General features: G+C 45.8%; 21 protein-coding genes and 1 other RNA gene. 10 read left to right on the top strand and 12 right to left on the bottom strand.

What is annotated here, in order from left to right:
* Positions 1–10: 10 nt before the first annotated feature.
* The 6 genes from KXJ80_RS15750 to pspF form a co-directional block, all read right to left on the bottom strand.
* A complete protein-coding gene (locus KXJ80_RS15750) occupies positions 11–796 on the bottom strand; it encodes a peptide ABC transporter ATP-binding protein (RefSeq protein WP_037417209.1) in 786 nt (261 codons plus the stop codon).
* A complete protein-coding gene (locus KXJ80_RS15745) occupies positions 777–1,784 on the bottom strand; it encodes a peptide ABC transporter ATP-binding protein (protein WP_037417214.1) in 1,008 nt (335 codons plus the stop codon). The genes KXJ80_RS15750 and KXJ80_RS15745 overlap by 20 nt, the downstream gene beginning before the upstream one ends.
* A 3-nt stretch (positions 1,785–1,787) precedes the next feature.
* Positions 1,788–2,678: an ABC transporter permease subunit gene (locus tag KXJ80_RS15740; RefSeq protein WP_037417217.1), complete on the bottom strand. Its 891-nt coding sequence runs from the start codon at positions 2,676–2,678 to the stop codon at positions 1,788–1,790.
* The gene (locus KXJ80_RS15735) at positions 2,665–3,696 is read right to left on the bottom strand and encodes an ABC transporter permease subunit (protein WP_037417220.1); all 1,032 of its coding nucleotides are present in this window, start codon (positions 3,694–3,696) and stop codon (positions 2,665–2,667) included. Before KXJ80_RS15735 ends, KXJ80_RS15740 begins: the two co-directional genes overlap by 14 nt.
* The gene (locus tag KXJ80_RS15730) at positions 3,696–5,321 is read right to left on the bottom strand and encodes an ABC transporter substrate-binding protein (protein ID WP_037417223.1); all 1,626 of its coding nucleotides are present in this window, start codon (positions 5,319–5,321) and stop codon (positions 3,696–3,698) included. The genes KXJ80_RS15735 and KXJ80_RS15730 overlap by 1 nt, the downstream gene beginning before the upstream one ends.
* 69 nt (positions 5,322–5,390) lie before the next feature.
* The gene (pspF, locus tag KXJ80_RS15725; RefSeq protein WP_037428146.1) at positions 5,391–6,482 is read right to left on the bottom strand and encodes a phage shock protein operon transcriptional activator; all 1,092 of its coding nucleotides are present in this window, start codon (positions 6,480–6,482) and stop codon (positions 5,391–5,393) included.
* A 177-nt stretch (positions 6,483–6,659) separates the two neighbouring features.
* Here pspF and pspA point away from each other — a divergent pair, with 177 nt between their 5' ends.
* The 8 genes from pspA (at position 6,660) to ffs (ending at position 13,158) form a co-directional block, all read left to right on the top strand.
* Positions 6,660–7,343 carry a phage shock protein PspA gene (pspA, locus tag KXJ80_RS15720; RefSeq protein ID WP_011071928.1) on the top strand — a complete coding sequence of 228 codons (684 nt, stop codon included), beginning with the start codon at positions 6,660–6,662 and terminating at the stop codon, positions 7,341–7,343.
* A gap of 17 nt (positions 7,344–7,360) precedes the next feature.
* The gene (gene pspB, locus KXJ80_RS15715) at positions 7,361–7,600 is read left to right on the top strand and encodes an envelope stress response membrane protein PspB (protein WP_086024023.1); all 240 of its coding nucleotides are present in this window, start codon (positions 7,361–7,363) and stop codon (positions 7,598–7,600) included.
* Positions 7,587–7,973, top strand: a complete 387-nt coding sequence (gene pspC, locus KXJ80_RS15710) for an envelope stress response membrane protein PspC (protein WP_047539490.1) — start codon at positions 7,587–7,589, stop codon at positions 7,971–7,973. Before pspB ends, pspC begins: the two co-directional genes overlap by 14 nt.
* A gap of 115 nt (positions 7,974–8,088) precedes the next feature.
* The gene (locus KXJ80_RS15705) at positions 8,089–9,546 is read left to right on the top strand and encodes a YcjX family GTP-binding protein (RefSeq protein ID WP_218738354.1); all 1,458 of its coding nucleotides are present in this window, start codon (positions 8,089–8,091) and stop codon (positions 9,544–9,546) included.
* A complete protein-coding gene (locus KXJ80_RS15700) occupies positions 9,543–10,739 on the top strand; it encodes a TIGR01620 family protein (protein WP_218738355.1) in 1,197 nt (398 codons plus the stop codon). The genes KXJ80_RS15705 and KXJ80_RS15700 overlap by 4 nt, the downstream gene beginning before the upstream one ends.
* Positions 10,740–11,052: 313 nt before the next feature.
* Positions 11,053–12,246: a methionine gamma-lyase gene (gene megL / locus KXJ80_RS15695; RefSeq protein ID WP_218738356.1), complete on the top strand. Its 1,194-nt coding sequence runs from the start codon at positions 11,053–11,055 to the stop codon at positions 12,244–12,246.
* A gap of 214 nt (positions 12,247–12,460) precedes the next feature.
* Entirely contained in the window at positions 12,461–12,826 is a 366-nt protein-coding gene (locus KXJ80_RS15690; protein WP_037417240.1) for a ComEA family DNA-binding protein, read from the top strand.
* Between the two features lie 234 nt (positions 12,827–13,060).
* Positions 13,061–13,158: signal recognition particle sRNA small type (gene ffs, locus KXJ80_RS15685), an RNA gene on the top strand.
* A gap of 66 nt (positions 13,159–13,224) precedes the next feature.
* Here the strand turns inward: ffs and KXJ80_RS15680 are convergent.
* Genes KXJ80_RS15680 through dinG form a run of 6 tightly spaced genes read right to left on the bottom strand, consistent with a single transcriptional unit; the run spans position 13,225 to position 18,670 of the window.
* Complete coding sequence (locus KXJ80_RS15680) at positions 13,225–13,512, bottom strand: late competence development ComFB family protein (protein WP_037417243.1); 288 nt, start codon at positions 13,510–13,512, stop codon at positions 13,225–13,227.
* A 33-nt stretch (positions 13,513–13,545) separates the two neighbouring features.
* The gene (locus tag KXJ80_RS15675; protein WP_218738357.1) at positions 13,546–14,448 is read right to left on the bottom strand and encodes a histone deacetylase family protein; all 903 of its coding nucleotides are present in this window, start codon (positions 14,446–14,448) and stop codon (positions 13,546–13,548) included.
* Positions 14,449–14,453: 5 nt separating this feature from the next.
* The gene (locus KXJ80_RS15670) at positions 14,454–15,146 is read right to left on the bottom strand and encodes a DUF2057 domain-containing protein (RefSeq protein WP_218738358.1); all 693 of its coding nucleotides are present in this window, start codon (positions 15,144–15,146) and stop codon (positions 14,454–14,456) included.
* A gap of 9 nt (positions 15,147–15,155) precedes the next feature.
* Positions 15,156–15,824: a primosomal replication protein gene (locus KXJ80_RS15665; protein WP_170919380.1), complete on the bottom strand. Its 669-nt coding sequence runs from the start codon at positions 15,822–15,824 to the stop codon at positions 15,156–15,158.
* Positions 15,815–16,588, bottom strand: a complete 774-nt coding sequence (locus tag KXJ80_RS15660; protein WP_055646756.1) for a sulfite exporter TauE/SafE family protein — start codon at positions 16,586–16,588, stop codon at positions 15,815–15,817. Before KXJ80_RS15660 ends, KXJ80_RS15665 begins: the two co-directional genes overlap by 10 nt.
* 9 nt (positions 16,589–16,597) lie before the next feature.
* Positions 16,598–18,670, bottom strand: a complete 2,073-nt coding sequence (gene dinG / locus KXJ80_RS15655; RefSeq protein WP_037428137.1) for an ATP-dependent DNA helicase DinG — start codon at positions 18,668–18,670, stop codon at positions 16,598–16,600.
* Positions 18,671–18,798: 128 nt separating this feature from the next.
* On the opposite strand from dinG, the gene KXJ80_RS15650 reads away from it, so the two are divergent.
* Both KXJ80_RS15650 and KXJ80_RS15645 read left to right on the top strand, forming a co-directional pair.
* Positions 18,799–21,240, top strand: coding sequence for a DNA polymerase II (locus tag KXJ80_RS15650; RefSeq protein ID WP_259474463.1), 2,442 nt, complete (start codon positions 18,799–18,801; stop codon positions 21,238–21,240).
* Positions 21,241–21,460: 220 nt separating this feature from the next.
* Positions 21,461–22,669, top strand: coding sequence for a porin (locus KXJ80_RS15645; protein WP_218738359.1), 1,209 nt, complete (start codon positions 21,461–21,463; stop codon positions 22,667–22,669).
* Positions 22,670–22,828 lie beyond the last annotated feature (159 nt).

Raw genomic sequence — 22,828 nt, 5'->3', positions numbered from 1 at the left:
TTGGAGCAGTTTAACGCTTATGAACAAACAGGCTCTGCTCCTGAATAAGCCTTTGGGTATATTCGTGCTGCGGTGAATTAAATATCTGTTCTGTGGGAGCTTTCTCAACCATAACGCCTTTATGAAGAACCATAATTTTATCGCTAACATGGCGAATAATATTGAGGTTATGGGACACAAAAATATATGACAATCCTAAGTCTTTTTGCAATTTCAGTAGCAAATTGAGGATTTGCGAGCGTACGGACAGATCTAAAGCGGTCAACGCTTCATCGGCGATAATGATTTTGGGGTTGAGCATTAGCGCCCGCGCCACGGCAACCCGCTGTTTTTGGCCTTCAGAAATCATATGCGGATAAAAGTCAGAATGTTCAGGTAATAAACCGACTTTCCTTAATGTCTCAATTACTTGAGAATTACGCTCTTTGGCAGATAGCTGAGTGTTAAAGCGCAATGGTTCATCGAGTAACTGACCAATGGTGAGCCTTGGGTTGAGCGAGGTATTAGGATCTTGAAAAATCATCCGAATAAGGCGGCAGCGTTGTTTGATATTACGGCTGTCTAAGGCTTCGCCTTCGAAGTAAATTTCACCGCCGCTGCGCGGTTCTGCGCCCACTAAAATACGCGCTAACGTACTCTTACCTGAACCTGCCTCACCCACAATAGCTAAGGTTTCGCCGCGATTGAGTTCAAAGGAAACCGGGGCTAAGGCATCGTTATATTGGCGGGTAAAGCCTTTATAACCAGTATCATACCTTTTAAAGAGATCGTTAACTTTAAGCAGTGGAGTCGTCATTTGTCGTTTCACCGTGGTAAGGGAAATGGCAGGCAAAGTAGCGGTCTCTTGAATGACTCAAACTTGGCTGATTAACACATTTCTTTTGCGCCTCAGGACATCTTGGCCCTAAGCGGCAACCAATGGGGAGATGTTGGAGTGCTGGCGCCGAGCCTGGCAGTGTTGGCATAATTGCCTTGTGCGCCTCTATCCCCGAATAATCCGGCATATTATCCAAGAGTGCCTTAGTGTAAGGATGATAGGGCTGATTAATTAATTCATCCGTCGGCCCTGACTCCATCACTTGGCCGCAATAGAGTACCGATAAGTGATCGCACCATTGGGCGAGGGTCTCAAGCTCATGACTGATGATTAAAATCGACACATTTTGCAGTTGGTTAAGCTGTGATAGTAGGCGAAATATCTGTGCCTGAGTACTCAGCTCCATCGAGTTTGTCGGCTCATCTGCAATCAATAATCTAGGCTGGTTGGCAATTGCCATAGCGATCATCACTTTTTGGCATTCGCCTTCGGATAATTCCCATGCATAGCTAGACATGACTTTTTGCGGATTTTTAATGCCAACTTTGTGTAGCCATTTTTGCGCCGTGAGTTTGGCATGTTTGTGCTTTTGCCAAAAATAAGCTTTAGGATTCTTAGGCATGGCCTGCATCAGCTGGCTACCCACGGTTTGCGAAGGATCAAGGCTGCCTGATGGGTCTTGGAAGATCATCGCCATATCTGAGCCCATCAGATTACGGCGCTCCTTCGAGGTCATGGCCATCAGATTGTTACCATCCCACATCATGCGGTCGGCAGTAATGGTCCAGTTGGGACCAGGGATCCCTAGAATAGCTCTGGCGAGTAGACTACGGCCTGAGCCGGATTCACCCACTAGGCCGTGGATTTCACCCGCATTCAAGGTCAAGCTTACTTTCTCAAGAGCCCGCACTTTGCCGTGGGGCGTGTCGAGTTCAATAGTCAGGTTTCTAACGTCGAGTAATGGCATAGGTTAGTTTCTGATGGGCGCAAGCGCCGATCTCAAGCCATCGCCTACCAAGTTAATGGCAAGCACACTAAAAAGAATCGCTAGCCCTGGAATAGTTACAGTCCAAGGTGCGGTCAATAAATTATCCATGCCTTGCGCCACCATAGCGCCCCATTCTGGGCTAGGGGCTTGAGCACCAAGACTTAAAAAGCCGAGGGCGGCAATATCTAAAATCGCGGCAGAAATGGCTAACGTGGTTTGAATAATCACCACTTCCCAGACGTTTGGCATGATTACATACCAAAAAATCTGCATTGAATTGGCTCCATCCAAACGGGCAGCGGTAACATATTCTTTTTGTAATTCTTCATGGACCGATTGATGAATAGAGCGGACAAACTGCGGCGTTAAGGCAATGCCCACGGCCCAGAAGACGTTTTCAAGCCCTGGCCCCATAACGGCAACCACTAAAATCGCCATCAGAAGCGAAGGTATTGACAGCAATGCATCGAGCAAATGGCCCAAAATACTAGACTTTAATCCACGCATCATGCCGGAAAGTGAGCCGATGATAAATCCAGTAAACAGAGCTGTACCGACAATCATTAATGCCATGCCAAAGGTTAAATGCGCGCCATGTAGCAAGCGGCTAAAAATATCCCGGCCAAGATCGTCGGTGCCTAAAAAATGCGCCACAGTGCCGGAAGGATCCCAAGAGGGAGGTAACAATAGGGCGCGTGGATCTTGAGCCTCTGGTGCGAAAGGCGCAATCATTGGACCAAAGAGGGTGAGCAGCAGCAGAAAAATAATGGTCCACAATCCCGCTAAGGCAAAAGGGTTTGCCGAAAAATTTTGCCAGACCCGCATCATTGGGGAAGCAATTTGATCTTCCTGATAAATTTTAACTGGAGGCATAAAGATCTTTTCTGCTTAATGGATTGAAGACGGTATGTAGCACTTCAATCAAAATACTTAAAAAGATGATCAGCAAGGCGACAGCCAATATTCCACCTTGAATAACCGTGTAATCTCGCTGATAAATTCCTGATACTAACCAAGAGCCTACACCTGGCCATGAAAATATCACTTCAACAACAATAGCATAGCTAGCAAAGGCACCTAGCATTAAACCTAAGTGCTTTAATACAGGGATAAGCGCGTTGGGTAAGGCATGGCGTAAAATAATGGTATTGGTGTGCATACCTCTGGCTTCGGCTGCGCGGATAAAGGTTTGGTTCATCACATTCATCATTGCAGAACGTGTGCTACGTACTACCACAGTAAAAGGCAGCACTGCGAGCGTTGTCGCTGGCAGAATAATGTGTAGCAGTGCATCCTTAAACGCCGATATGCGATACTCCGAATCAGAAAGTAGGATATCGACCAGCATAAAACCAGTGACGGGTTTTATCTCATATAAAAGATTGAGTTGCCCCGATATTGGCAACCAACCGAGATCGACACCAAACCAAAGCGATAAATACAGTCCCAACCAAAAGACTGGAACAGAGTAACCCGTAAGAGTAATAGCCATAATGGTATTTTGGGTGAGTTTATGCTGACTTTGTGAAGCCAAAACGCCCAAAGGTACGCCTAAACCAATGGCGATTACCGCGGCCATGACGGCGAGCTCGAAGGAGGCTGGGAGTACGGTACTTAACTCCTCTGCAACGCTTTGATGGGAAGTCACTGAAACCCCTAAGTTACCACTCAGCCTTTGCTGTAAATAAGCAATAAACTGCAACGCCTTGTTGCTATCTAACTTATAGTCTTGTTCGATTTGGCTAAGCTGAGCTGCAGATGGTGAATGTATTCCTGTGAGGGCAAAGGTGCGTTCAATCGGGAACAAACCTGTTGCATAAAATAGGACACCAATCATGACGAGTGAAGTCGCTAGGAATAAATTGAGGCGCCGTAACAGGTATCTTAACATCAGTTAGTCTCCTGTGTGGTTTGGCTGGTTTTTGTAAAGGAAATGCCGCCAAAAGGCGTGAGTTGCATATTATGTACATTATTACGCGTTAAAGCGACCCGTTTGGCATGAGCTAAACTCAGCATTGGTACTTGCTCGGCGATGAATGCTTCGGCTTCTTGATAAATTTGCTTGCGCTCTGCTTGTGTTGAGACTTCTCTTGCTCTGTCTAGAATGGCATCAAACTGTTTATTGCACCAGCGAGAGCGGTTGTTGTTTGATTGCATTGACGCGCAGCTAAGCAGTGGCGTGAAAAAGTTATCGGGATCACTGTTATCGGCGTTCCAGCCGATGAGCACTGAATCGTATTCATCTCGACTTAATCTTTGGGTAAAAACACTCCAGTCGTAACTGATTATGTTGACTTTAACACCGATATTGGCCAAATCAGATTGAATTAACTCAGCTGTTTTCAGTGCATTAGGATTATAAGCTCTCGCAACAGGCATTGCCCAAATATCGATGCTGAGATTGTTAATACCTGCCTCTTTTAGCAGGTCTCTGGCTTTTTGGGGATTATAATCGAGTAGCTTCTTATTGCTGTCGTAGGCCCAAGAGGCTGGTGGAAGTACGCCTATCGCCTCTATTGCGGTGTTTTGATACACAGCACGTAAGATATTTTGTTTATCCACCGCATGGGCGAGCGCGCGGCGAACTCGAACATCATTTAATGGCGCTTTTTGAGTGTTAAATGCCCAAAATGCTACGTTAAGGCCGGGTTGTGATTCGATATTGAGCTGTTCATGTTGCTTAATAACGGGAAGTTCCCCTGCTTTGGGCAGGGCTGAAACACTGCAGTCACCCGCGATTAACTTTGCTAATCTCACGGTGCTTTTTGGGGTGATATCATAGACCAACATCTCGACATTGGCGGGTTCTCCCCAAAAATCTGGATTACGGCGATAGCGAATATATTCGTTTTTGGCGTAATGCACTAAAGTAAAAGGCCCTGTACCAATGGCAAAATGGTCAACATTTTCCGGGTGACCTAGTGCAAGTTGTTGTTCGGCGTACTCACTGGAGAGAATAACGGCAAAGTCAGTCGCTAAATTCGATAAAAATGAAGCATCCTTACGGGCTAAGCGAAAGATGACTTCATAGTCATTGATTTTTTCAACACTTTTAACTTGTTCAGAAAAACCAATACTTTGAAAAAAGGGATAACCAGTGCGTGACACACCATGGTAAGGGTGATGCTTATCGATAATTCGATTGAAGGAAAACAGTACGTCGTCGGCGTTAAATGAGCGACTTGGCGTAAAACGGGAAGAATGCTGAAACTTAACATCCTCCCTGAGCGTAAAACGATAACTAAGACCATCATCACTTTCAGCCCAACTGGTTGCCAAGGCCGGAACCAACTGACCAGAGAGCGCGTCATAGTCTACTAATCGGCTATAAATCAGGTGTGAAGTGGCGTCGATCGTAGTGCCTGAGGTCACCAACTGCGGATTAAAAGACTCGGGATTCCCTTCGGAACAATAGACCAAACCAGAAGGAAGCCGTTGGGGGCCACATGCAACCAACAACCCACTCATGCAGAATACCGCAGTTGCTAGGCACAGGCGTCTAATTAGCACACTCATTTATAAATCATTATTTTATCGACTATGAACGACTATTTTAGCAGTGCATCTCGCCCATGGGCAATCAGCTTATGCTTTATCGAGCAAATTGTATTTTTTCAGAATGCCGCGTAGCTGATGATAACTTAACCCCAAGATTTCAGCGGTCTTCTTTTGATTATATTGGCTCGCCGATAAGGCTTGCTGAATAAGCTCCATCTCATAACGCTCGGTTTGTTCTTTAAAGTCTAATGGAAAACTAAAGTCATTTAACGGCGCTTCACTAGGTGCAATGACATCAATATCGGTTTTTGCCGTAACGGTGGGAGGGCTTATGATGGTTGAGTGCGGTGTGGGCACCACCTGACGCTCAAGAGTGCGCACCCGAGTTGTCGGCCGGTACGGGGAGGCGAAAGGGTCGAGAATAATGTGCTCGATGGGACGATTTTCACCGCAATTACGGTAAACACTTCGCTCAACGACGTTTTTAAGTTCACGAATATTACCGGGCCAGTCATGACTCATGAGCTGCTCGATGGCATTTGCACTAAAGCCACTAAAGAGTTCGAGCTTGAGTTGCCGAGCCATTCCCACAGCAAAGTATTCGGCTAATGTCATGATATCTTCTGGACGACAACGTAGTGGCGGCAGGGTGATCACATCGAAGGCTAAACGATCGAGTAAGTCGGCCCGAAATTCACCGGCCTCGGCCAGTGAGGGTAAATCTTCGTTGGCGGCGCAGATAAGGCGCACATCTGCTTGAATGGTTTTACTGCCACCGACACGTTCAAATTCACCGTACTCGATAACACGCAGTAGTTTTTCTTGAATCAATCCAGAGGTATTGGCTAACTCGTCAAGAAACAGTGTTCCACCATCAGCCCGTTCAAAACGGCCTTCGTGTTTACCTTTGGCACCAGTAAAGGCCCCAGATTCGTGGCCAAACAATTCACTTTCAAGCAAGTTTTCGCTCAAAGATGAACAATTTAGCTTAATAAAATTTTGATCCCAGCGCTTAGACAGATAATGTAGGCGTTCGGCAATCAGCTCTTTACCTGTGCCTCGTTCACCAATGATCAGTACAGGCTTTGATAACGGAGCGATTTGTGAGACGTGCTCTAATACTTCAAGTAGGGCGTTTGATTGACCGATTAGATTGTCTTGCTGAAATTTATTATCCACGATATTTTTTAGTCTTTAACGCTAAATTTTGGTGAAAATCATAATAAGTGGCTTGCGCTGTAAAATAAAGGAAAAGTTAAGATTTTGTTTATCTAATTGAATTTAAATAATAAATAAAAGTTGGCACAGTTAGTGTATTACCTTAAGCGAGACCAACATCAATTTGAGGATAGCATTATGGGTATTTTCTCTCGTTTCGCCGATATCATTAACTCTAATATCAGCGCATTACTCGACAAAGCCGAAGACCCTGAAAAAATGGTTCGCCTGATCATCCAAGAAATGGAAGATACACTGGTAGAAGTGCGTTCAACCTCAGCTAAGGTATTGGCTGAAAAGAAAGAATTGCATCGCCGTATCAGCCGAGTCGAGGAGCAAGTTCAGGATTGGCAGGATAAAGCGGAACTGGCACTTTCAAAGGACCGCGAAGATTTAGCCAAAGCAGCTTTAGTTGAAAAACAAAAAGCGGCGGGTTTAGTGGATACTTTAAACCAAGAGTTGGCAGTGCTGGATGAGCATATCGCTCGTTTAAAAGACGAAGTGAGCCTGCTGCAGGAAAAACTGTTAGATGCAAAAGCGCGCCAAAAGACCATTATTTTGCGCACTCAAACTGCGTCATCACGTTTAGAAGTGAAAAAGCAGTTAGACTCAAGCAAAATTGATAATGCCATGCTTAAGTTTGAGCAATATGAGCGCCGTGTTGAAGGATTAGAAGCGCAGGTTGAATCCTACGATCTTGGCAGCAAAAAAACCTTAGCTGATGAGTTTGCGGCATTAGAAGCTGAAGATTCAGTCAATGCTGAGTTGGAAGCGCTCAAGGCAAAAGTGAAAGGCAAAGCTCCCACAAAGTCAAAAGAATAACATTTTAGAGGTGAGTTATGGATATGGACATACTAATGGCTCCGATTATCATCTTTATGATAGTAGTGGCGCCTATATGGTTAGTTCTTCATTATCGCAGTAAGCGACAAGTGAGCCAGGGACTCACTGAGGAAGAGTTTTCACAGCTGAATGACTTGATTGCGAAAGCCGATAAAATGGCTGCGCGTATCGAAACCTTAGAGGCGATTCTCGATTCTGAATCGCCTGAATGGAGGGGGAAACATGAGAGGATCTAATGGTCGAACTTTGTACCGTATTCCCCAGTCAGGTAAAATCGCCGGAGTGTGTGCAGGGATTGCTGAGTACTTTGCGATTGAAACTTGGTTAGTACGCGTACTTGCTGTTTCTATCTTTCTATTAGGTGGTTCGGGTGTTGTCTTTATCATCTATGTGGCGTTATGGGTGATACTCGATATCAAACCTCAAAATAGCTCTGTTAGGGATGACATTGAAGTGAAGAAGAAACCTTGGCAGTCGGGAGAGCCAGCTAAACAGGCGCTGAGCGATGTGAATCGTCAGTTTAGGAGCCTAGAGGTGAGATTGCAAAACCTTGAGCGCCATGTGACTTCTGATAATTTTGATTTAAAAAGACAAATCAATAGCTTGTAATCCCTCTAAAGGGCGGCCATGTCCGCCCTTGTTGTTTTATCTTTCGTTGATTCCAGTGTCATCTCTCGTTGATTCCAGTATATAGTTATCTCATTCAACATTTAGGGAAATCCTTATGGGAATGCTTGATGTATCGCTCCACAAAATCACGCAAAAGAGCCAATCCCTCCTCCATCGAACGGCCGATAGGCATTTGCGCCTTGCGGTAACAGGGTTATCGGGAGCGGGAAAAACGGCCTTTATTACAGGGTTAGTCAATCAATTACTTAATAGCGGCGCTGCATCATCTGCATCGCATTCTCGCCAACATGGTTTGCCTCTTTGGCAGGTGAGCCGTGAACAACGTTTGCTTGGGGTTAAGCGAGCGATGCAGCCGGATCTTGAAATCGCGAGTTTTGATTATCAGGGCGCTATGTTAGCGCTGACTTCGAATCCTCCTACTTGGCCTGAATCGACTCGCACCATTTCAGAGTTGCGTCTAGCGATTAAATATCGGCCGCAAAAGGGATTACTCGCCAAGTTTGCCGATACCGCAACGCTATATTTAGATATTGTGGATTATCCAGGGGAGTGGCTTTTAGATTTACCTATGCTGCGCCAAAACTATATTGAGTGGTGTACTGCCCAGCAGCAACGGCTTGCGGTTTTGAAGAGTTCACCTTTATATGCTGGTTTTGAAACATCGTTAAATGCACTCAATTTAGCGGCGATGGCCGATGAAGCGGAACTGAAACGACTTGCCGATCAATATCAGCAGTTATTACAGGATTTAGTGCATGTGCAGGGGTATTACCAAGCGCAACCGGGGCGTATGTTATTACCCAGTGAGTGGCAAGGTGCACCGCTGCTGGCGTTTTTCCCGCTGTTATCTGTGACTGATGCTCAGTGGAGCAACCTTAAACAAAGTGAGAAGCACAGCGCTTTTCATGTGCTGGAAAAGCGCTATCAAGAGTATGTCGCTAAGGTTGTTAAACCTTTTTATAAACAACATTTCGCAGGGTTTGATCGTCAGGTGGTGCTCGTTGATTGCTTCAGTGCGTTAAATCGTGGCAAATCACAATTTGAAGATATGGGCGCGGCGCTAAATGCCATTATGGAGAGTTTTCAATACGGACAATCCAGTTATTTACGTCGGCTTTTTGCGCCGCGGATTGACCGTTTGCTCTTTGCCGCCAGTAAGGTTGACCATGTCACGCGGGATCAACAAAGTCATGTGTTGTCGCTGTTAACGGATATGCTCAAGCACAGTCAGCACTTTGCTAGTTTTGATGGTTGTAAAGTCGAAACCATGGCCATTAGTGCGATTAAGGCCACGCGCCACGGCATGGTGACCACTCAAGATGGGGATGTGGAAGTCGTGCAGGGCACAGGATTGAATGGCCAAGCCCTGACACTGTTTCCCGGCGAAGTGCCCACTCGCTTACCTGAGTCCACTTTTTGGCGCGAACAAGGCTTTAATTTTATCGGTTTTGCACCGCCGGATAACCGTAATCTTGTTCCATCTTCGGTGCATTTTGACCATATCCGTCTTGATCACCTTCTGCAGTATCTTGTAGGGGATAAACTGGAATGAGAAAAGACCCGTTACCACATTCAACTGAGTCGCAAATAAATGAGTCGGAGCTGTCTGTTGCTTCGATTACAACTCAAGCCCTTAAAAAGCAGCAAGTATTTGATGCTGAACAGGTCAAACTACAGTCTGCAACAGATGAGTTAAAAAGTGCGCAAATGTTTGCGCCACAAACCCCGATAAAGGCGATTGATGACGTTGTTGAAGAGACGTTAGCGGCCCAACCGCAGGTGTTAGATCTGGCATCGATACGCCCTAAATTACATCAATCTCGCCGCTGGTCTTGGTTGGCACGCTTATCACTAATGGCATTAATACTACTCACGCTAGTGCAAACAGGCCTTGGTTTGCGGGATGCTTGGGTTGCCAGTCCTTGGCTATTTAGTTTTTATGGTATGGTGCTTGGTTTAGTCGGGAGCTGGGCTATAGTCGGTGCCGTTAGCGAGTATCGAAAATTAAAACGCTTAAAACAGGTTGCCGATACCCAGGATACAGGTGCAAGGCTTGCCCTGAGTATGCAAATGGGTGAGGCCGATAGCTTTATCGATAATATTGTACGGTATTACCCCGATAGCCAAGGATTACAACGGCTGCGTCACTCGTTAAAAGATGAACATAACGATGCCGAAAAAGTGCTGTTATTTGAGGACTTAGTCCTAACGGAGCGAGATGAACTCGCCAAAAAAGTCGTGCGTCGATATGCGGCTGAATCAGCAGTGTTATTGGCTGCTAGCCCGCTTGCGGCATTGGATATGGCGATCATTCTTTGGCGTAATCATCGAATGCTACGTGATGTCGCTGCCTGTTATGGGATAGAGTTAGGCTATTGGAGCCGGATTAAACTCATTCGCAGCATAGTGATTAACATTATTTATGCGGGTACCAGTGAGTTAGTCACGGACTTAGGAACTCAATTGTTGTCGGTCGAGATGACCGGTAAATTATCCGCGCGGCTTGCCCAAGGATTAGGGGGCGGTTTGTTAACGGCGCGCCTAGGATATCAGGCCATGGCACTGTGTCGGCCTATCGGTTTTAGGGAAGAGCAGCGCCCCAAATTATCGAAAGTTCATCAAGAGTTGTTGATTGAGCTTAAGCAGTTTGCTGGTAAGTTATTGACCAAAGATGGGCGTGATGCGCTTAAGAGCCAATTAGAGGCTGCTGAGCTAAAAAACAGCTCAACGGCAAAAGACAAATAACATAGCCGAATGTACAAAACCGCGAGTGCACTTTAGGCTAAATGCTAATGCGCTAATGACTCTGTCATTAGCGCATTTTTTATCGCCGATGTTCTGCCCTAAACGCTGAATGTAACAACTTAGTTACAGTGGTTCTGTTGCTATTTTCACCGTTGCACTGGTTTCAACTGTTCAGCAGGGTATGTTAGTGCTTATTCGATAGGGCTAATGTTTTATTAACTTATCTATATGGACTAAAAACACAAGCAAATCATCATTCCTCGAACAATCAATCAAGAATCGAATGATGTAATGGCATAACAAGGAGTAAGCAATGCAAGATGAATCGAGCAAGATGTGGAAAGCGGCGACCCAAGCCATCCATGCAGGACATGAGCGAGAGGCCTTCGGTTCGTTAGTCACACCACTTTATCAAACTGCAACTTTTGTATTCGAATCGGCGCAGCAAGGTGGCGAGCGTTTTGCGGGTAACGAGCCCGGTTATATTTATACCCGTCTTGGTAATCCAACTGTGGCCGAACTTGAGCGTAAAATGGCGATTTTAGAAGGGGCTGAAGCGGCGGCGGCAACGGCGTCAGGTATGGGGGCGGTGTCGGCGGCGCTGCTCACTAATTTGCAGATGGATGATCATTTAGTGGCTTCTAATGCGGTATATGGGTGCACTTTTGCACTTATGACCAGCCAATTTGCCCGTTTTGGCATCGAAGTCACCTTAGTCGACTTTACCGATTTAGCGGCAATTGAGCGGGCAATCAAACCGAACACTAGGGTGATTTTTTGTGAAACGCCGGTCAATCCTCATCTGCAGGTGTTTGATCTTAGAGCTATTGCCGATATTGCGAAGCGGCATCAATTAGTTAGCATTGTCGATAATACTTTTATGACGCCGCTACTGCAGCAACCGATTGCACTAGGCATTGATTTAGTGGTTCACAGCGCGACTAAATATCTGAATGGTCACGGTGATGTGATTGCGGGCATCGTCTGTGGCAGCGAAGAGCAACTTCACAGAGTGAAGTATGAAATCCTAAAGGATATCGGTGCAGTGATCTCACCCCATGATGCTTGGCTTATTCTACGGGGACTTAAAACTCTCGATGTGCGCTTACAGCGCCATTGCGAGAGTGCCCAGCGGGTTGCTGAGTTTTTAGAGCAACACCCTGCGGTGACGCGAGTGTACTATCCAGGGCTTAAATCCCATTCGGGTCATCAATTTATTGGTCAGCAGATGCAGCGAGCAGGAGGGGTGATCGCCTTTGAATTAGCTGCGGATTTTACTCAGGCTATGGCGTTTGTTGGCAAGCTTAAATTATTTTCAATTGCGGTTAGTTTGGGCGATGCGGAATCCCTTATTCAGCATCCGGCTTCAATGACCCACTCTCCTTATTCTCCAGAGGCGCGGGCAGCTGCGGGCATTGGGGATAATCTGCTGAGAATTTCTGTCGGTTTGGAGGATTGCGACGATATTATTGCTGATTTAAGCCAGGCATTAGCAACGATTGTTTAGCTGGTTATGGATAATTTTTATAACAAGGATGCATTAACCGCATCCTTTTTCTTCATTGTTATCTGTAAATTCATTGCTCTAAAGTTACATATTTAAGCCAGAGGTAATATTTGTACTTTGGCGTTTGGAAATTCATAAAAGCTTCGTCTATGTTTGATTGGAGGCCACGGAAGTTGGACGAAAGGCCGAATATCAAGGAGAGAGAGGAAGCATTATGAAACTAAAACCTAGTTTACCTGCGATGGTATCTGCTATTGCATTTTCTGCCCTGTTAACCTTGCCAGTAATGGCAGCTGATCCGGTAAAAGAAGCGAGTAAGGTGCAAAACCAAGCGAAAACTGAGGCCAAAAATATGGCAAGCGATGCTAAACAAGCATTGCCAGACGCAGCTCAAGTCAACATCAATACCGCTTCAACTGAGCAATTACAACTGCTAAAGGGGATTGGTGCCGCTAAAGCGCAGGCAATCATCGATTATCGCACTCAAAATGGGCAATTTAAGACTATTGATGAGTTAGCAAATGTCTCAGGGATCGGTGCTAAGCTGATTGAGCAAAATCGTCATATGATTAAGCTGTAACGCCTTGGCATTGTCTTGAGTCATTTGCGTTAGCTTGACATCTTTTAGCGAATAAAAAGCCTGCTTTGCAGGCTTTTATCATTTTCAATACTTAGGTTTGCCTATAGATTGTCCATTTAAACCGGATATTTATCAAACGGGCGGATTAGCACTTGATCCCATAGAGGTCATAGGGGATAATCCGCGTCGTTCGGTGATGATCCTTTTGGTGATCCACTTGAAGTTATGGTGACCCTAGGGTCCCCCCGCAATGATAACTTGTGAACTCGGCCAGGCCCGGAAGGGAGCAACCGCAGCAAGCGACTCGTGTGCCGGGGTGTCGGCTCTAGGGGAACCTCCAAATTTCCCCATCCTGTTCTAAGATTCTTTATTTTAATCTGAATTCCTTATGGCGAGACTTAGCTGTTGGCTTCTTCCTGCTGCATTCTTTTTTGTAAATTCTGTTTTAAAAAGGCTCGCGATTTTTCGAGTGCAGCCTGTATTTCGCGTTTAAGTTCCTGCAATTCATCATAATCTTCAAAGAAATAAGTGTCGACTAAATGGCGGATATAACGCACGGGCAGTTGATTGAGTGTCACACAGCAGAGATCGGCTAAATAATCCTCCGGCAATTCATCCATCAGGCCTTCATCGGATAACATTTCCATTAAGAGAACTTCGTAATAGTTGCGGATTTCGAGTTGCATCGCTGTGCTCCATGATGATTTTTATTGAGTTTGCTACCACAAATGGTTGGCTGCAATAAAAAGTTGGCTATGTCTTTGGCTTAATTGTAGTTCGTCTCGGCTGTAGCCGCCGCCAATTACCGCAGCAACAGGAATATTTGCCGCTTTTGCCATGGAGAGCACAGTAACATCACGTTGATAGAGCCCTTGTTGGCTGATCTGTAAATGGCCTAAATCATCGTCCTGATGAATATCAACACCAGCGTCATACAGGATTAAATCTGGTTGATGGAGCCGAATAAGCAGCTCGAGAGTCTGTTCGACGGTTTCCTGATAGGCGCTATCATCAGCACCTTTCGTTAGTTCAATATCATAGTGCGACTGCTGTTTACGGCTGGGGAAATTCTCTGTGCAGTGGATGGAACAACTGATAATGCCTTGATGCCTTTGGCTGAGGGTAGCAGTGCCGTCTCCTTGGTGCACGTCACAATCAAAAATCAATACCTTATGCAGTTGCTGCTCGACGATAAGTTTGCGAGCGGCGATAATCAAGTCATTGAAAATACAGTAACCACTGCCAAAGTCATAATGAGCATGGTGATAACCGCCGGTTAAGTGAAGGGCGATACCCGTTTGTAGTGCCAAGCTTGCGGTTAAACTCGTTCCTGACACTGAATGCAAGGTTCGCTCGACCAAGGCTTGACTCCATGGAAAGCCGATGCGTCTTAAGGCCGTGTTGGCTAAGGTACCTTGAATAAATTGTTCGACATAATCTTGCTGATGCACCTGCATTACATCTTCAGCTGTCATCGGCGAGGGAGTATGAAATTGATCCGCAACAGCCAGTTGATTATCGAGCAGATACTGATAAAGACGTGCGTATTTGGTTGTGGGAAAGCGGTGATGGGCGGGTAACGCCAGCTTGGAGTAGCTGGCGTGATAAACCAATGGGATCATCTGGATTAGAGTTGTGAAATAGCCCAGCTCATAAACTCTTTACGTGTTTTCTCATCGGCTTGTAACCACCAGTATTGCAACATCTGCTGTGGATTTGCGCCAGCCGCTTTAGAAGTATCAACCGGAGCGGTTAATGAGGTTGCCTTAACTGCTGCCTGCGCCGAAGTGGGTGCTGGCGCGGCAACCACCGCTGCTGTGCCTGCTGCGCCTGTTACTGCGGCTGCTGTGCCTGACACATCTACCGCTTGGTTACCGCTAAAGAGACGAGAGACAAAGCCTTCTTCTTCAATATCGGTGTTTGCCACTTGGTAATTAACCTGACCTTTGTCGGAGCGGGTTAACACGACTTGGGGATTTTGGGCAAACACTTTAGGCTTTTTAACGACTTTGCCTTCAGCGGTTTGTAAATAGTATTGATGATCGCCATCAACCTCTAAGGTCACAATAAAAGGAGATGACTTAACAAAGGTTTGGCTGTCACTAAAATCGTCTTCCACCATTTCGTGGTAGCGAATGGCGATTTTGTGGGTGCCGGGCGCCAATTCTAAACTGCTTTTATGGTTGAATACGCTGGACTCGACTTTTTTGCCATCGAGGGCAAGGTATTCGAAGGACATAGGGATATTCAGATCTGCGGCAAAGGCTGAGGCAGAGCCGAGTAGCATTAGCAGGCTGCTGATTGGCAAAAGTGATTTCATTGTTGCTCCTTAACGATTATGGCTCTGATGCGGACGTTCGAATGCTTGAATGCGATCTTCGATATAACTGATGGCTTGCCTGCATTTTCCCAAACGACGATGCATCAAAAGGATGTCATTTTGCAAACGGATTTTGTCAGCACTATGACAGTTTTCAAGTTTTGACTCCATTTCTGCAATTTTTTGTTCAAATTTTTTCGCCCAATTCAGATGCTTATTCAGTTCGGCATAGATTTCGTGGCTATTTTGTAACACATTGCTGGCGATCCAAGCAAACCCGCTGGCTTGATGCGATTGGTTTTGTTGCTGGGCGAAACGTGCGCGCTTACTGGCACGTTGTTGATTTTTAGACTTTATATCGATTGAGGTCGTCAGTAGCGCCCGTTTAACCGCAGTAAAACGGTCTTGAATACGTTCACAGCTTAAGGCGATGGTTTGCGGCGCGAGTTTTAGGGCGATTTGCTTCTCTAACTGACCGATACTACTTCGAATTTGTTCAATGCAGGGCATCAACTGGGCGCCATTTTGAATAAACAGCGATTGATTAAAGCGTTCAATATCTAGTAGGAGTTTGCGTTGGCTCGGCGCAAGATGACTGTCGTGTTGCAGTACTTCTTGCTCTAATGTTTTTAGCTGATTTTTCAACGTGCTGATTAGCTGCGAAGTGTTCAAAACCATGCGCTCCACGCCAGATTAGCGGCAATTGACAGGACAATTAATATAAACAAAGGCCGAATAAAAGGCATACCAAATTTTATCGCACAGCGAGCGCCGATAAAGGAGCCGAGCATCATACATAACCCCATCCACAGGCCAATTTGCCAATGGACTTGCCCAAGAAAGCCAAAGATCGCCAGCGCCGTCAAATTGCTGGTAAAAGTCATGGCTCTAGCGAGCGCGCAACTATGCAAAAGAGGTAATTTATATAATGAACCTGAACTTACTGTCCAAAAGGCGCCAATGCCGGGGCCTGCAAAACCATCGTAGATGCCTAGTAATAAACCTTGCAGGCTTTGCTTGAGCTTGGATTGGGCTTTTGTCGGCGTCTGACAATCGGTATCCGAGATGGCATTAGGGCTCAGCAAGCTGTAAATTGCAATGCCAATAATGAGCAGTGGTAAGGCTTTTTCAAGCCACTGCGCGTTTAACAAATAAACTAATACACTGCCAAAAACCGCGCCAATAAAGGTGGCGATAAACGCCATATACCAAAAACTGGGTTTGAGCAGATGCTGGCGATAATAGGTCCAAGCCGCCATGGACGAGCCAAAACTGGCGGCAAATTTATTGGTACCTAAGGCTGTATGGGGTGGGATCCCTAGGGTGAGCAGGGCAGGGATGGAAAGCAATCCGCCACCACCGACCACGGCATCGATAAAACCTGCAATTAAGCCAATGACAGCCAACAGGGCCCAGTTACTGGGCTCGAGTAACAACTCCAAATCTTAATCCTACTCAATGACTCGTCTAAAGGGGGGCAGTGCGTCTAGCAAGGATTTGCCGTAACGTTTGGTCACTAATCGTCTATCTAGGATAGTGACTCGGCCATAATCCTGCTCTTTACGCAGTAATCTACCACAACTTTGGATAAGCTTTCGCGATGCATCTGGAATGGTGAGTTGCAGAAACGGATTTCCACCCTTTATTTTCACATATTCAGCATGGGCTTGCTCAACGGGCGAGGTTGGCACAGCAAAGGGTAGCTTAGTGACGATGAGGTTGGTGAGGTAATCTCCGGGTAAGTCCAAGCCTTCAGAAAAACTGCCGGTGCCAAACAAGATGCTCGGTTCACCTTTATCACATTTGGCCTTATGGGTCTCAAGCAATTGTTGGCGTGGTGCATTACCTTGGATCAGAATTTCCTGCGTGAGCTTGCCCTCGAGCAATTCGGCCACTTTTTCCATTTGCCAGTAAGAGGCAAACAGCACTAAGGTAGCCATTTCACCTTCAATTAGCTCGATAATCTGTTCGGCAAGTTCAGCAGTATAGGCATCATCCGTTGGCTCGGTTTTCATCTTAGGTAAGTAGAGAGTGGCATTATTCGGATAATCGAAAGGGGATTGCAGGGCAAGATAACGGCTGCCGTCCTTTAATGATAACCCTACCTGATGGGCAAAATGGTCAAAGTTATTCAGCGCCCGCAGCGTAGCGCTACATAGCACGACGCCAGCTGCCTTTTGCCACAGCATAGATTCGAGCATAAAACCGACTTCAATCGGCGAGGCGCTAAACAGATAATCGACCTGTTTGCCTGTAATTAACTCGATCCAACGGGCCATTGGGGCACCTTTAGTGGAATCTTCCTTGGCCATCATTTTCCAGAGCTTTTGCAGGTTCTCGAGTCGCTGCAACATAAAGCCCATTTCGGCCTGTAGCGCTTCAGCCTGGTGCTTAGGAATATCGCCATCTTTTATCGCCTCGGCCAGCAATAACTGCATTTTATTAAATTGCTTGAGAGCAAGATTGGAAGTGGTTGCGAGATTCTCGGCAGGGATTTTTAACGCATCGGGTAATTTGCCGTGTTCGAACCGATAGCGACTCTCTGGATTGGCAAACTGCTTGGTCTGGGTATCACAATAGTGGGCGACTTGATTGAGCTGAGCGATTAAGTCGCCAATATGATCCTGCATCGCCTGTGCTGGGGCGATGATATTGTTGCTCTTTATCTGATTTTGTAACTTGGCGCTGGTCTTACCGACTTTTTCAAGCCAGTCGGCGGCGCCTCTAAGCGTTGCCTGTGCGCTAGAAAAGTCCCGTGCGACAATTGGTAAGTGGTGGGCTTCGTCAATGACGTAAAATACGTCTTCGGGATCGGGCAAAATCACCCCGCCGCCTAGCTCTAAGTCGGCAAACAGCAAACTGTGGTTGGCGATCAGTACATCCCAAGTATCCACATCCTCACGGGCCTTGTGAAACGGGCAATTACGATGGCTGGCGAGTTGCCGATGACAACTGTGTTTATCGCAGGCGATTTGTTGCCAGAGATGGTCCGGTATCGGTGTCGATAGCGTATCTATTTCACCGTTCCAGCGGCCTTCATTAAAGTCGCTGAGCAGCTCTTGCAGCATGGCAATTTGGCTGTTATCTGGCTTTGTTTGCCACATGGCCATTTGGGTACTGTTATCATCGCCGATCAGCATGGCAAGTTTGGATAAACAGACATACCGCTGGCGCCCTTTAACCAGACCGAAGCGAAAGTTTAGCCCTGATTGTTCAAGAAAAAACGGTAAGTCTTTGTGCAGCAACTGCTCCTGCAGCGCAACGGTTGCTGTGGCGATACAGACTTTTTTCTTACTCGCGAGCGCAAGCGGTATCGTGCCCAAAATATAAGACAATGATTTACCAATCCCCGTACCCGCTTCGACCACTATGATGCGTCTATCTTTGTCATAGTCGCCAGCCAGGGTCTTAGAGATTTCTGCCACCATAAAATTTTGCTCGCGGCGTGGCCTAAAATTAGGCAAAGCGGCGGCAATATCTTTATAGATAGCGCGGATCTGGTTTTTTACGTTGTCAGGTAACATGCGGCACTACTTTATCGAATTAATGCTGTACATAATAACAGTGATTGCATAGCCTAAGAAACTTTTCTGCCATTTTATGGCAATTTTATTCTGTGTCCCGAGAATCAATAAACAGCGAGAGCCTTAGAGTGAAACCGCAGTCGAATCCCCCCGAGAGTCTTGCACATGACACTGCTGCGCCTGTGAGTGTACAGGGACGCGTCCTCTCGCGCCATGCTATTACACGCGGTGCAACGCTTGTGTTGCAGTATTATCTCGCCACTGTTTCTGGCCCTGTGCTGGTGGAGTTACCTGGCTCTGAGTACATTTGTTTTTGCCATCAAAGCGATATGGCGGCATTACAGTTACAAACGCCGGGGCTGGCGCTACGCTTTGTGCCGCTAATGCTTAAAAGTTTTAAAAGACAATCCGTGGCTGCGATTTATGCTCAATCGACAAATGTATTTCGTCACTTGCAGCGGATAGCGACAGATGCGGGTATTCCTTTATTTGAGTCGGATATTCGTCCCGAGCAGCGTTTTTTAATCGAGCGTTTTGTGGCACTCGATGTGGCATTTTTAGGGCATCAAGTAAGCCATGTGGGTTTACAAGACCGCTTGCCCGTCTTTAGCGCCATACGGGCCAAAGCCGTTGCGCCGCAGCCGGAAATAAAATTGCGTTCAATCTCGCTTGATTTTGAATGCAGCTTTGACGGATTACTCTATTCCGTGGCTCTTTATGGGCGCGATGCGCAATCTCAGCCCTATGAAAAAGTCATTATGGTGGGCGAGCCGCAACCTGATGCTGCAATCTACATCGAATGGGTGAACGATGAAGCGGCGCTTATCCATCGTCTCATCGCTTGGTTTACTGAGTTTGATCCCGATGTGATCATTGGTTGGTCGGTGGTGACCTTTGATTTGGCCCTGTTATATCGGCGTGCTTTACTGCACCGGATCCCGCTGCGTATCGGTCGAGGTGGCGCGCTCCTTGAGTGGAAGGTGGAGAATAAATTTCGGCCAGAAACCTTAAGTTTGCCTGGGCGAGTGGTGCTCGATGGTATCGATTGGTTAAAGGCGGCCTTTTATCAATTCGAGCGCTTCTCCTTGGAGTTTGTCGCCCAAGCGTTGCTGGGCGAAGGCAAAGCGATTCATGATGTAGAAAATCGAGCGCAAGAGATTGATGCGCTATTTGCCGAAAATAAACAAGGTCTTGCACATTATAATCTGACCGATAGTCGCTTAGTGTGGGATATTTTTGAGCATACTCAGTTGTGGGATTTTGCCCTCGCTCGCGCCGAGTTAACGGGATTAGAACTAGGGCGGGTAGGCGCCTCGGTCGCCGCATTCAACCATTTGTATCTACCGCATTTACATAGAACGGGTTTCGTCGCGCCCGCAGAGCCTGCAAGTCAAGGGATTGAAAGCCCTGGCGGTTATGTAATGGATTCAGTCCCTGGTTTTTATCAACATATTTTAGTGTTTGACTTTAAAAGTCTTTATCCATCGATAATTCGTACTTTTTTGATCGATCCGAAAGGGCTCATTGAAGGTCTGGATAACGAGGAACATATTTTGGACGAGTCTGAAATCGTTCCCGGTTTTTTAGGGGCTCGTTTTAGTCGGCATCAACCGATCCTGCCAAAACTCATCCAAAATCTCTCAGAACAACGCGAAAAAGCCAAGCGGGAGGCAAATGCGCCTTTATCGCAAGCAATTAAAATCATTATGAATTCGCTCTATGGGGTTTTAGGCTCTCAAGGCTGCGTGTTCCATGATGCGAAACTGGCAAGCTCCATCACCATGCGCGGTCATCAGATTATGAAACAGACTCGCGCTTGGATAGAGGAAATGGGTTATCAAGTTATTTATGGGGACACGGATTCCACCTTTGTTTATTTGGGCTCTGATCCTGATCTCGGTGATATTAATGCCTTAGGTAAGCAGATTGCCGCGCGAATTAATCAGCAATGGCAGAGTAAAATCGTAAAGGAGTTTCAGCTAGAAAGCTTCCTTGAGCTACAGTTTGAGCGCCATTACGAACAGTTTTTTATGCCGACCTTGAGGGGATCGGAGGAGGGTAGTAAGAAGCGTTATGTTGGTGCTTGGCGCAATAGGAATGGAGGGCTGGAAATCACTTTTAAGGGGATGGAGCAGGTGCGAAGTGATTGGAGCCCCTTAGCGCGTAAGGTTCAAGCTGAACTTTATGAGCGAATGTTCAATCAGCGAGATATCAGCGGTTATCTCGCTGGTGTCATAAGCGAACTGCAGACAGGAAAGCGGGATGCTGAATTAGTGTTTAGTAAACGAATGCGCCGAAATCTTGAAGAGTACACCGCAAAATCTTCCCCCCATGTCAAAGTCGCACGTCAGCTATGTGAGTTAACAGGAAAGGTATCCTATGGCAAGAGAGGAGCTCAGATTGATTATGTCATCACTGTAAATGGTCCTGAACCTGTTTCACATAGATCGTCTATAATTGATTATCAATACTACGTTGATAAGCAAATTTGTCCCATTGCAGAGCCTATTTTTTCAATAATGAAATTGAATTACACAGACATTGTCTCTAAACAGTTGCTGTTAATTTAATGTTTATGTTGTTTTATTTGTGTTTGCTTAACGAGTATTTATAGTGTTTTAACCTGTTTTATAGCGGTTAATCAGTCAGTTTTTGTGATATTTATCTACAGAATACTTAGGTTTCCCTTGGAGTGTTTATTGAAAGTTTGCTACTCTCAGTGGGAAATTGTAAGGAAATATAACAACGGAATGACGTTGATAAAACATAAACGAAAAGGTTAAGCACCAAATGAACAAAACGATAGTCGCCACTGCGTTAGCAGCACTCTTTCTTGCGCCAACTGTATCTGCAATCGAAATCTACAAAGATGACAAAAATGCAGTCGAGATAGGGGGGTTTATTGATGCGCGTGTAATCAACACTCAAGGTGAAACTGAGGTTGTAAATGGTGCTTCTCGAATTAATTTTGGTTTCAGCCGTGAGTTAACCCATGGCTGGAATGCGTTTGCTAAGTTGGAATGGGGCGTTAACCCTGTTGGTAACAGCGATATTGTCTATAACAACCGCTTTGAATCCGTTCAGGATGAGTTTTTTTACAATCGGTTAGGTTACGCTGGTATCAGTCACGATATATACGGAACGATCACTATTGGTAAACAATGGGGTGCTTGGTATGACGTGGTTTATAACACCAACTACGGTTTTGTATGGGACGGAAACGCTGCCGGTGTGTACACCTTTAATAAAGACGATGGCGCAGTAAATGGCGTAGGTCGTGGCGATAAAACGGTACAATACCGCAACTCATTTGGTGACTTCAGTTTTGCGGTACAATCTCAGTTAAAAAACAATAGCTTTTACACCTGTGATATTGAAAATATCACAGAAGAAGCCTGTGAAGCAGAATGGAATGCAGGTAAAAAAGAAGCACAACAGGTTACCTATGATTACACCTATGGTGGTTCTGTCACTTACAAAGCCACAGATAAACTTAGTCTGATGGCGGGTGTAAACCGCGGTGAGTTTGATATTGCCTACGGTAATGGTGATCAAAAAACGGCTGTTGATTTAATCTATGGCGTGGGCGCTACTTGGGGTGACTTTGACAAGAATGGTTTATATGTTGCTGCCAACGTTCATAAAGAAGAGAACCATGATACCGATAACATTGGTCGCTTGATTAAAGATGCCTACGGCGTTGAAACTTTAGTTTCATATAAGTTTGACAATGGGTTACGTCCATTTGTTTCCTATAACATTCTGGATGCTGGTAAAGACTATGTTATCCAACCAAACTTTAACGCCGATCCTAACGATGTGTTTAAGCGCCAGTTTGTAGTTGTAGGCTTACACTTTGTTTGGGACCCAAGCACAGTTCTTTATGTTGAAGCACGTAAAGACTACAGCGACTTTACCAGCGCAGATCAAGCCCAAGAAGCCAGAATGTCATTGTCAGAAGATGATGGCATCGCTATTGGTATTCGCTACACTCTTTAAAATCATAACATCGCCTTAAACGGCTTTAGTTTAACAAAAACGCCAGTCAGTAATGACTGGCGTTTTTTGCTTTTAGATTTCAAAGCATACGAATCTCGCTTTCAAAATGAGCATATTGTCACCAGCTGGTTTTATTTGTTTATTTTTTGTTGATTAAAG

This window comes from Shewanella xiamenensis, assembly GCF_024971755.1.
Lineage (GTDB): Bacteria > Pseudomonadota > Gammaproteobacteria > Enterobacterales > Shewanellaceae > Shewanella > Shewanella xiamenensis.
Note: the sequence above shows the minus strand (reverse complement) of the source record. Positions and strands in the feature narration are given on the sequence as shown.

What these genes read in the sequence shown, in the direction of transcription:
- dinG (WP_037428137.1), bottom strand. Translation starts at nt 18,670, where the DNA reads ATGTTACCTGACAACGTAAAAAACCAGATCCGCGCTATCTATAAAGAT.
- pspC (WP_047539490.1), top strand. Translation starts at nt 7,587, where the DNA reads ATGAGAGGATCTAATGGTCGAACTTTGTACCGTATTCCCCAGTCAGGT.
- KXJ80_RS15680 (WP_037417243.1), bottom strand. Translation starts at nt 13,512, where the DNA reads ATGCAACTCGAAATCCGCAACTATTACGAAGTTCTCTTAATGGAAATG.
- KXJ80_RS15665 (WP_170919380.1), bottom strand. Translation starts at nt 15,824, where the DNA reads ATGGTTTTGAACACTTCGCAGCTAATCAGCACGTTGAAAAATCAGCTA.
- KXJ80_RS15745 (WP_037417214.1), bottom strand. Translation starts at nt 1,784, where the DNA reads ATGCCATTACTCGACGTTAGAAACCTGACTATTGAACTCGACACGCCC.
- KXJ80_RS15700 (WP_218738355.1), top strand. Translation starts at nt 9,543, where the DNA reads ATGAGAAAAGACCCGTTACCACATTCAACTGAGTCGCAAATAAATGAG.
- KXJ80_RS15645 (WP_218738359.1), top strand. Translation starts at nt 21,461, where the DNA reads ATGAACAAAACGATAGTCGCCACTGCGTTAGCAGCACTCTTTCTTGCG.
- pspA (WP_011071928.1), top strand. Translation starts at nt 6,660, where the DNA reads ATGGGTATTTTCTCTCGTTTCGCCGATATCATTAACTCTAATATCAGC.
- megL (WP_218738356.1), top strand. Translation starts at nt 11,053, where the DNA reads ATGCAAGATGAATCGAGCAAGATGTGGAAAGCGGCGACCCAAGCCATC.
- KXJ80_RS15705 (WP_218738354.1), top strand. Translation starts at nt 8,089, where the DNA reads ATGGGAATGCTTGATGTATCGCTCCACAAAATCACGCAAAAGAGCCAA.
- KXJ80_RS15740 (WP_037417217.1), bottom strand. Translation starts at nt 2,678, where the DNA reads ATGCCTCCAGTTAAAATTTATCAGGAAGATCAAATTGCTTCCCCAATG.
- KXJ80_RS15670 (WP_218738358.1), bottom strand. Translation starts at nt 15,146, where the DNA reads ATGAAATCACTTTTGCCAATCAGCAGCCTGCTAATGCTACTCGGCTCT.
- KXJ80_RS15735 (WP_037417220.1), bottom strand. Translation starts at nt 3,696, where the DNA reads ATGTTAAGATACCTGTTACGGCGCCTCAATTTATTCCTAGCGACTTCA.
- KXJ80_RS15690 (WP_037417240.1), top strand. Translation starts at nt 12,461, where the DNA reads ATGAAACTAAAACCTAGTTTACCTGCGATGGTATCTGCTATTGCATTT.
- KXJ80_RS15750 (WP_037417209.1), bottom strand. Translation starts at nt 796, where the DNA reads ATGACGACTCCACTGCTTAAAGTTAACGATCTCTTTAAAAGGTATGAT.
- KXJ80_RS15730 (WP_037417223.1), bottom strand. Translation starts at nt 5,321, where the DNA reads ATGAGTGTGCTAATTAGACGCCTGTGCCTAGCAACTGCGGTATTCTGC.
- pspB (WP_086024023.1), top strand. Translation starts at nt 7,361, where the DNA reads ATGGATATGGACATACTAATGGCTCCGATTATCATCTTTATGATAGTA.
- KXJ80_RS15675 (WP_218738357.1), bottom strand. Translation starts at nt 14,448, where the DNA reads ATGATCCCATTGGTTTATCACGCCAGCTACTCCAAGCTGGCGTTACCC.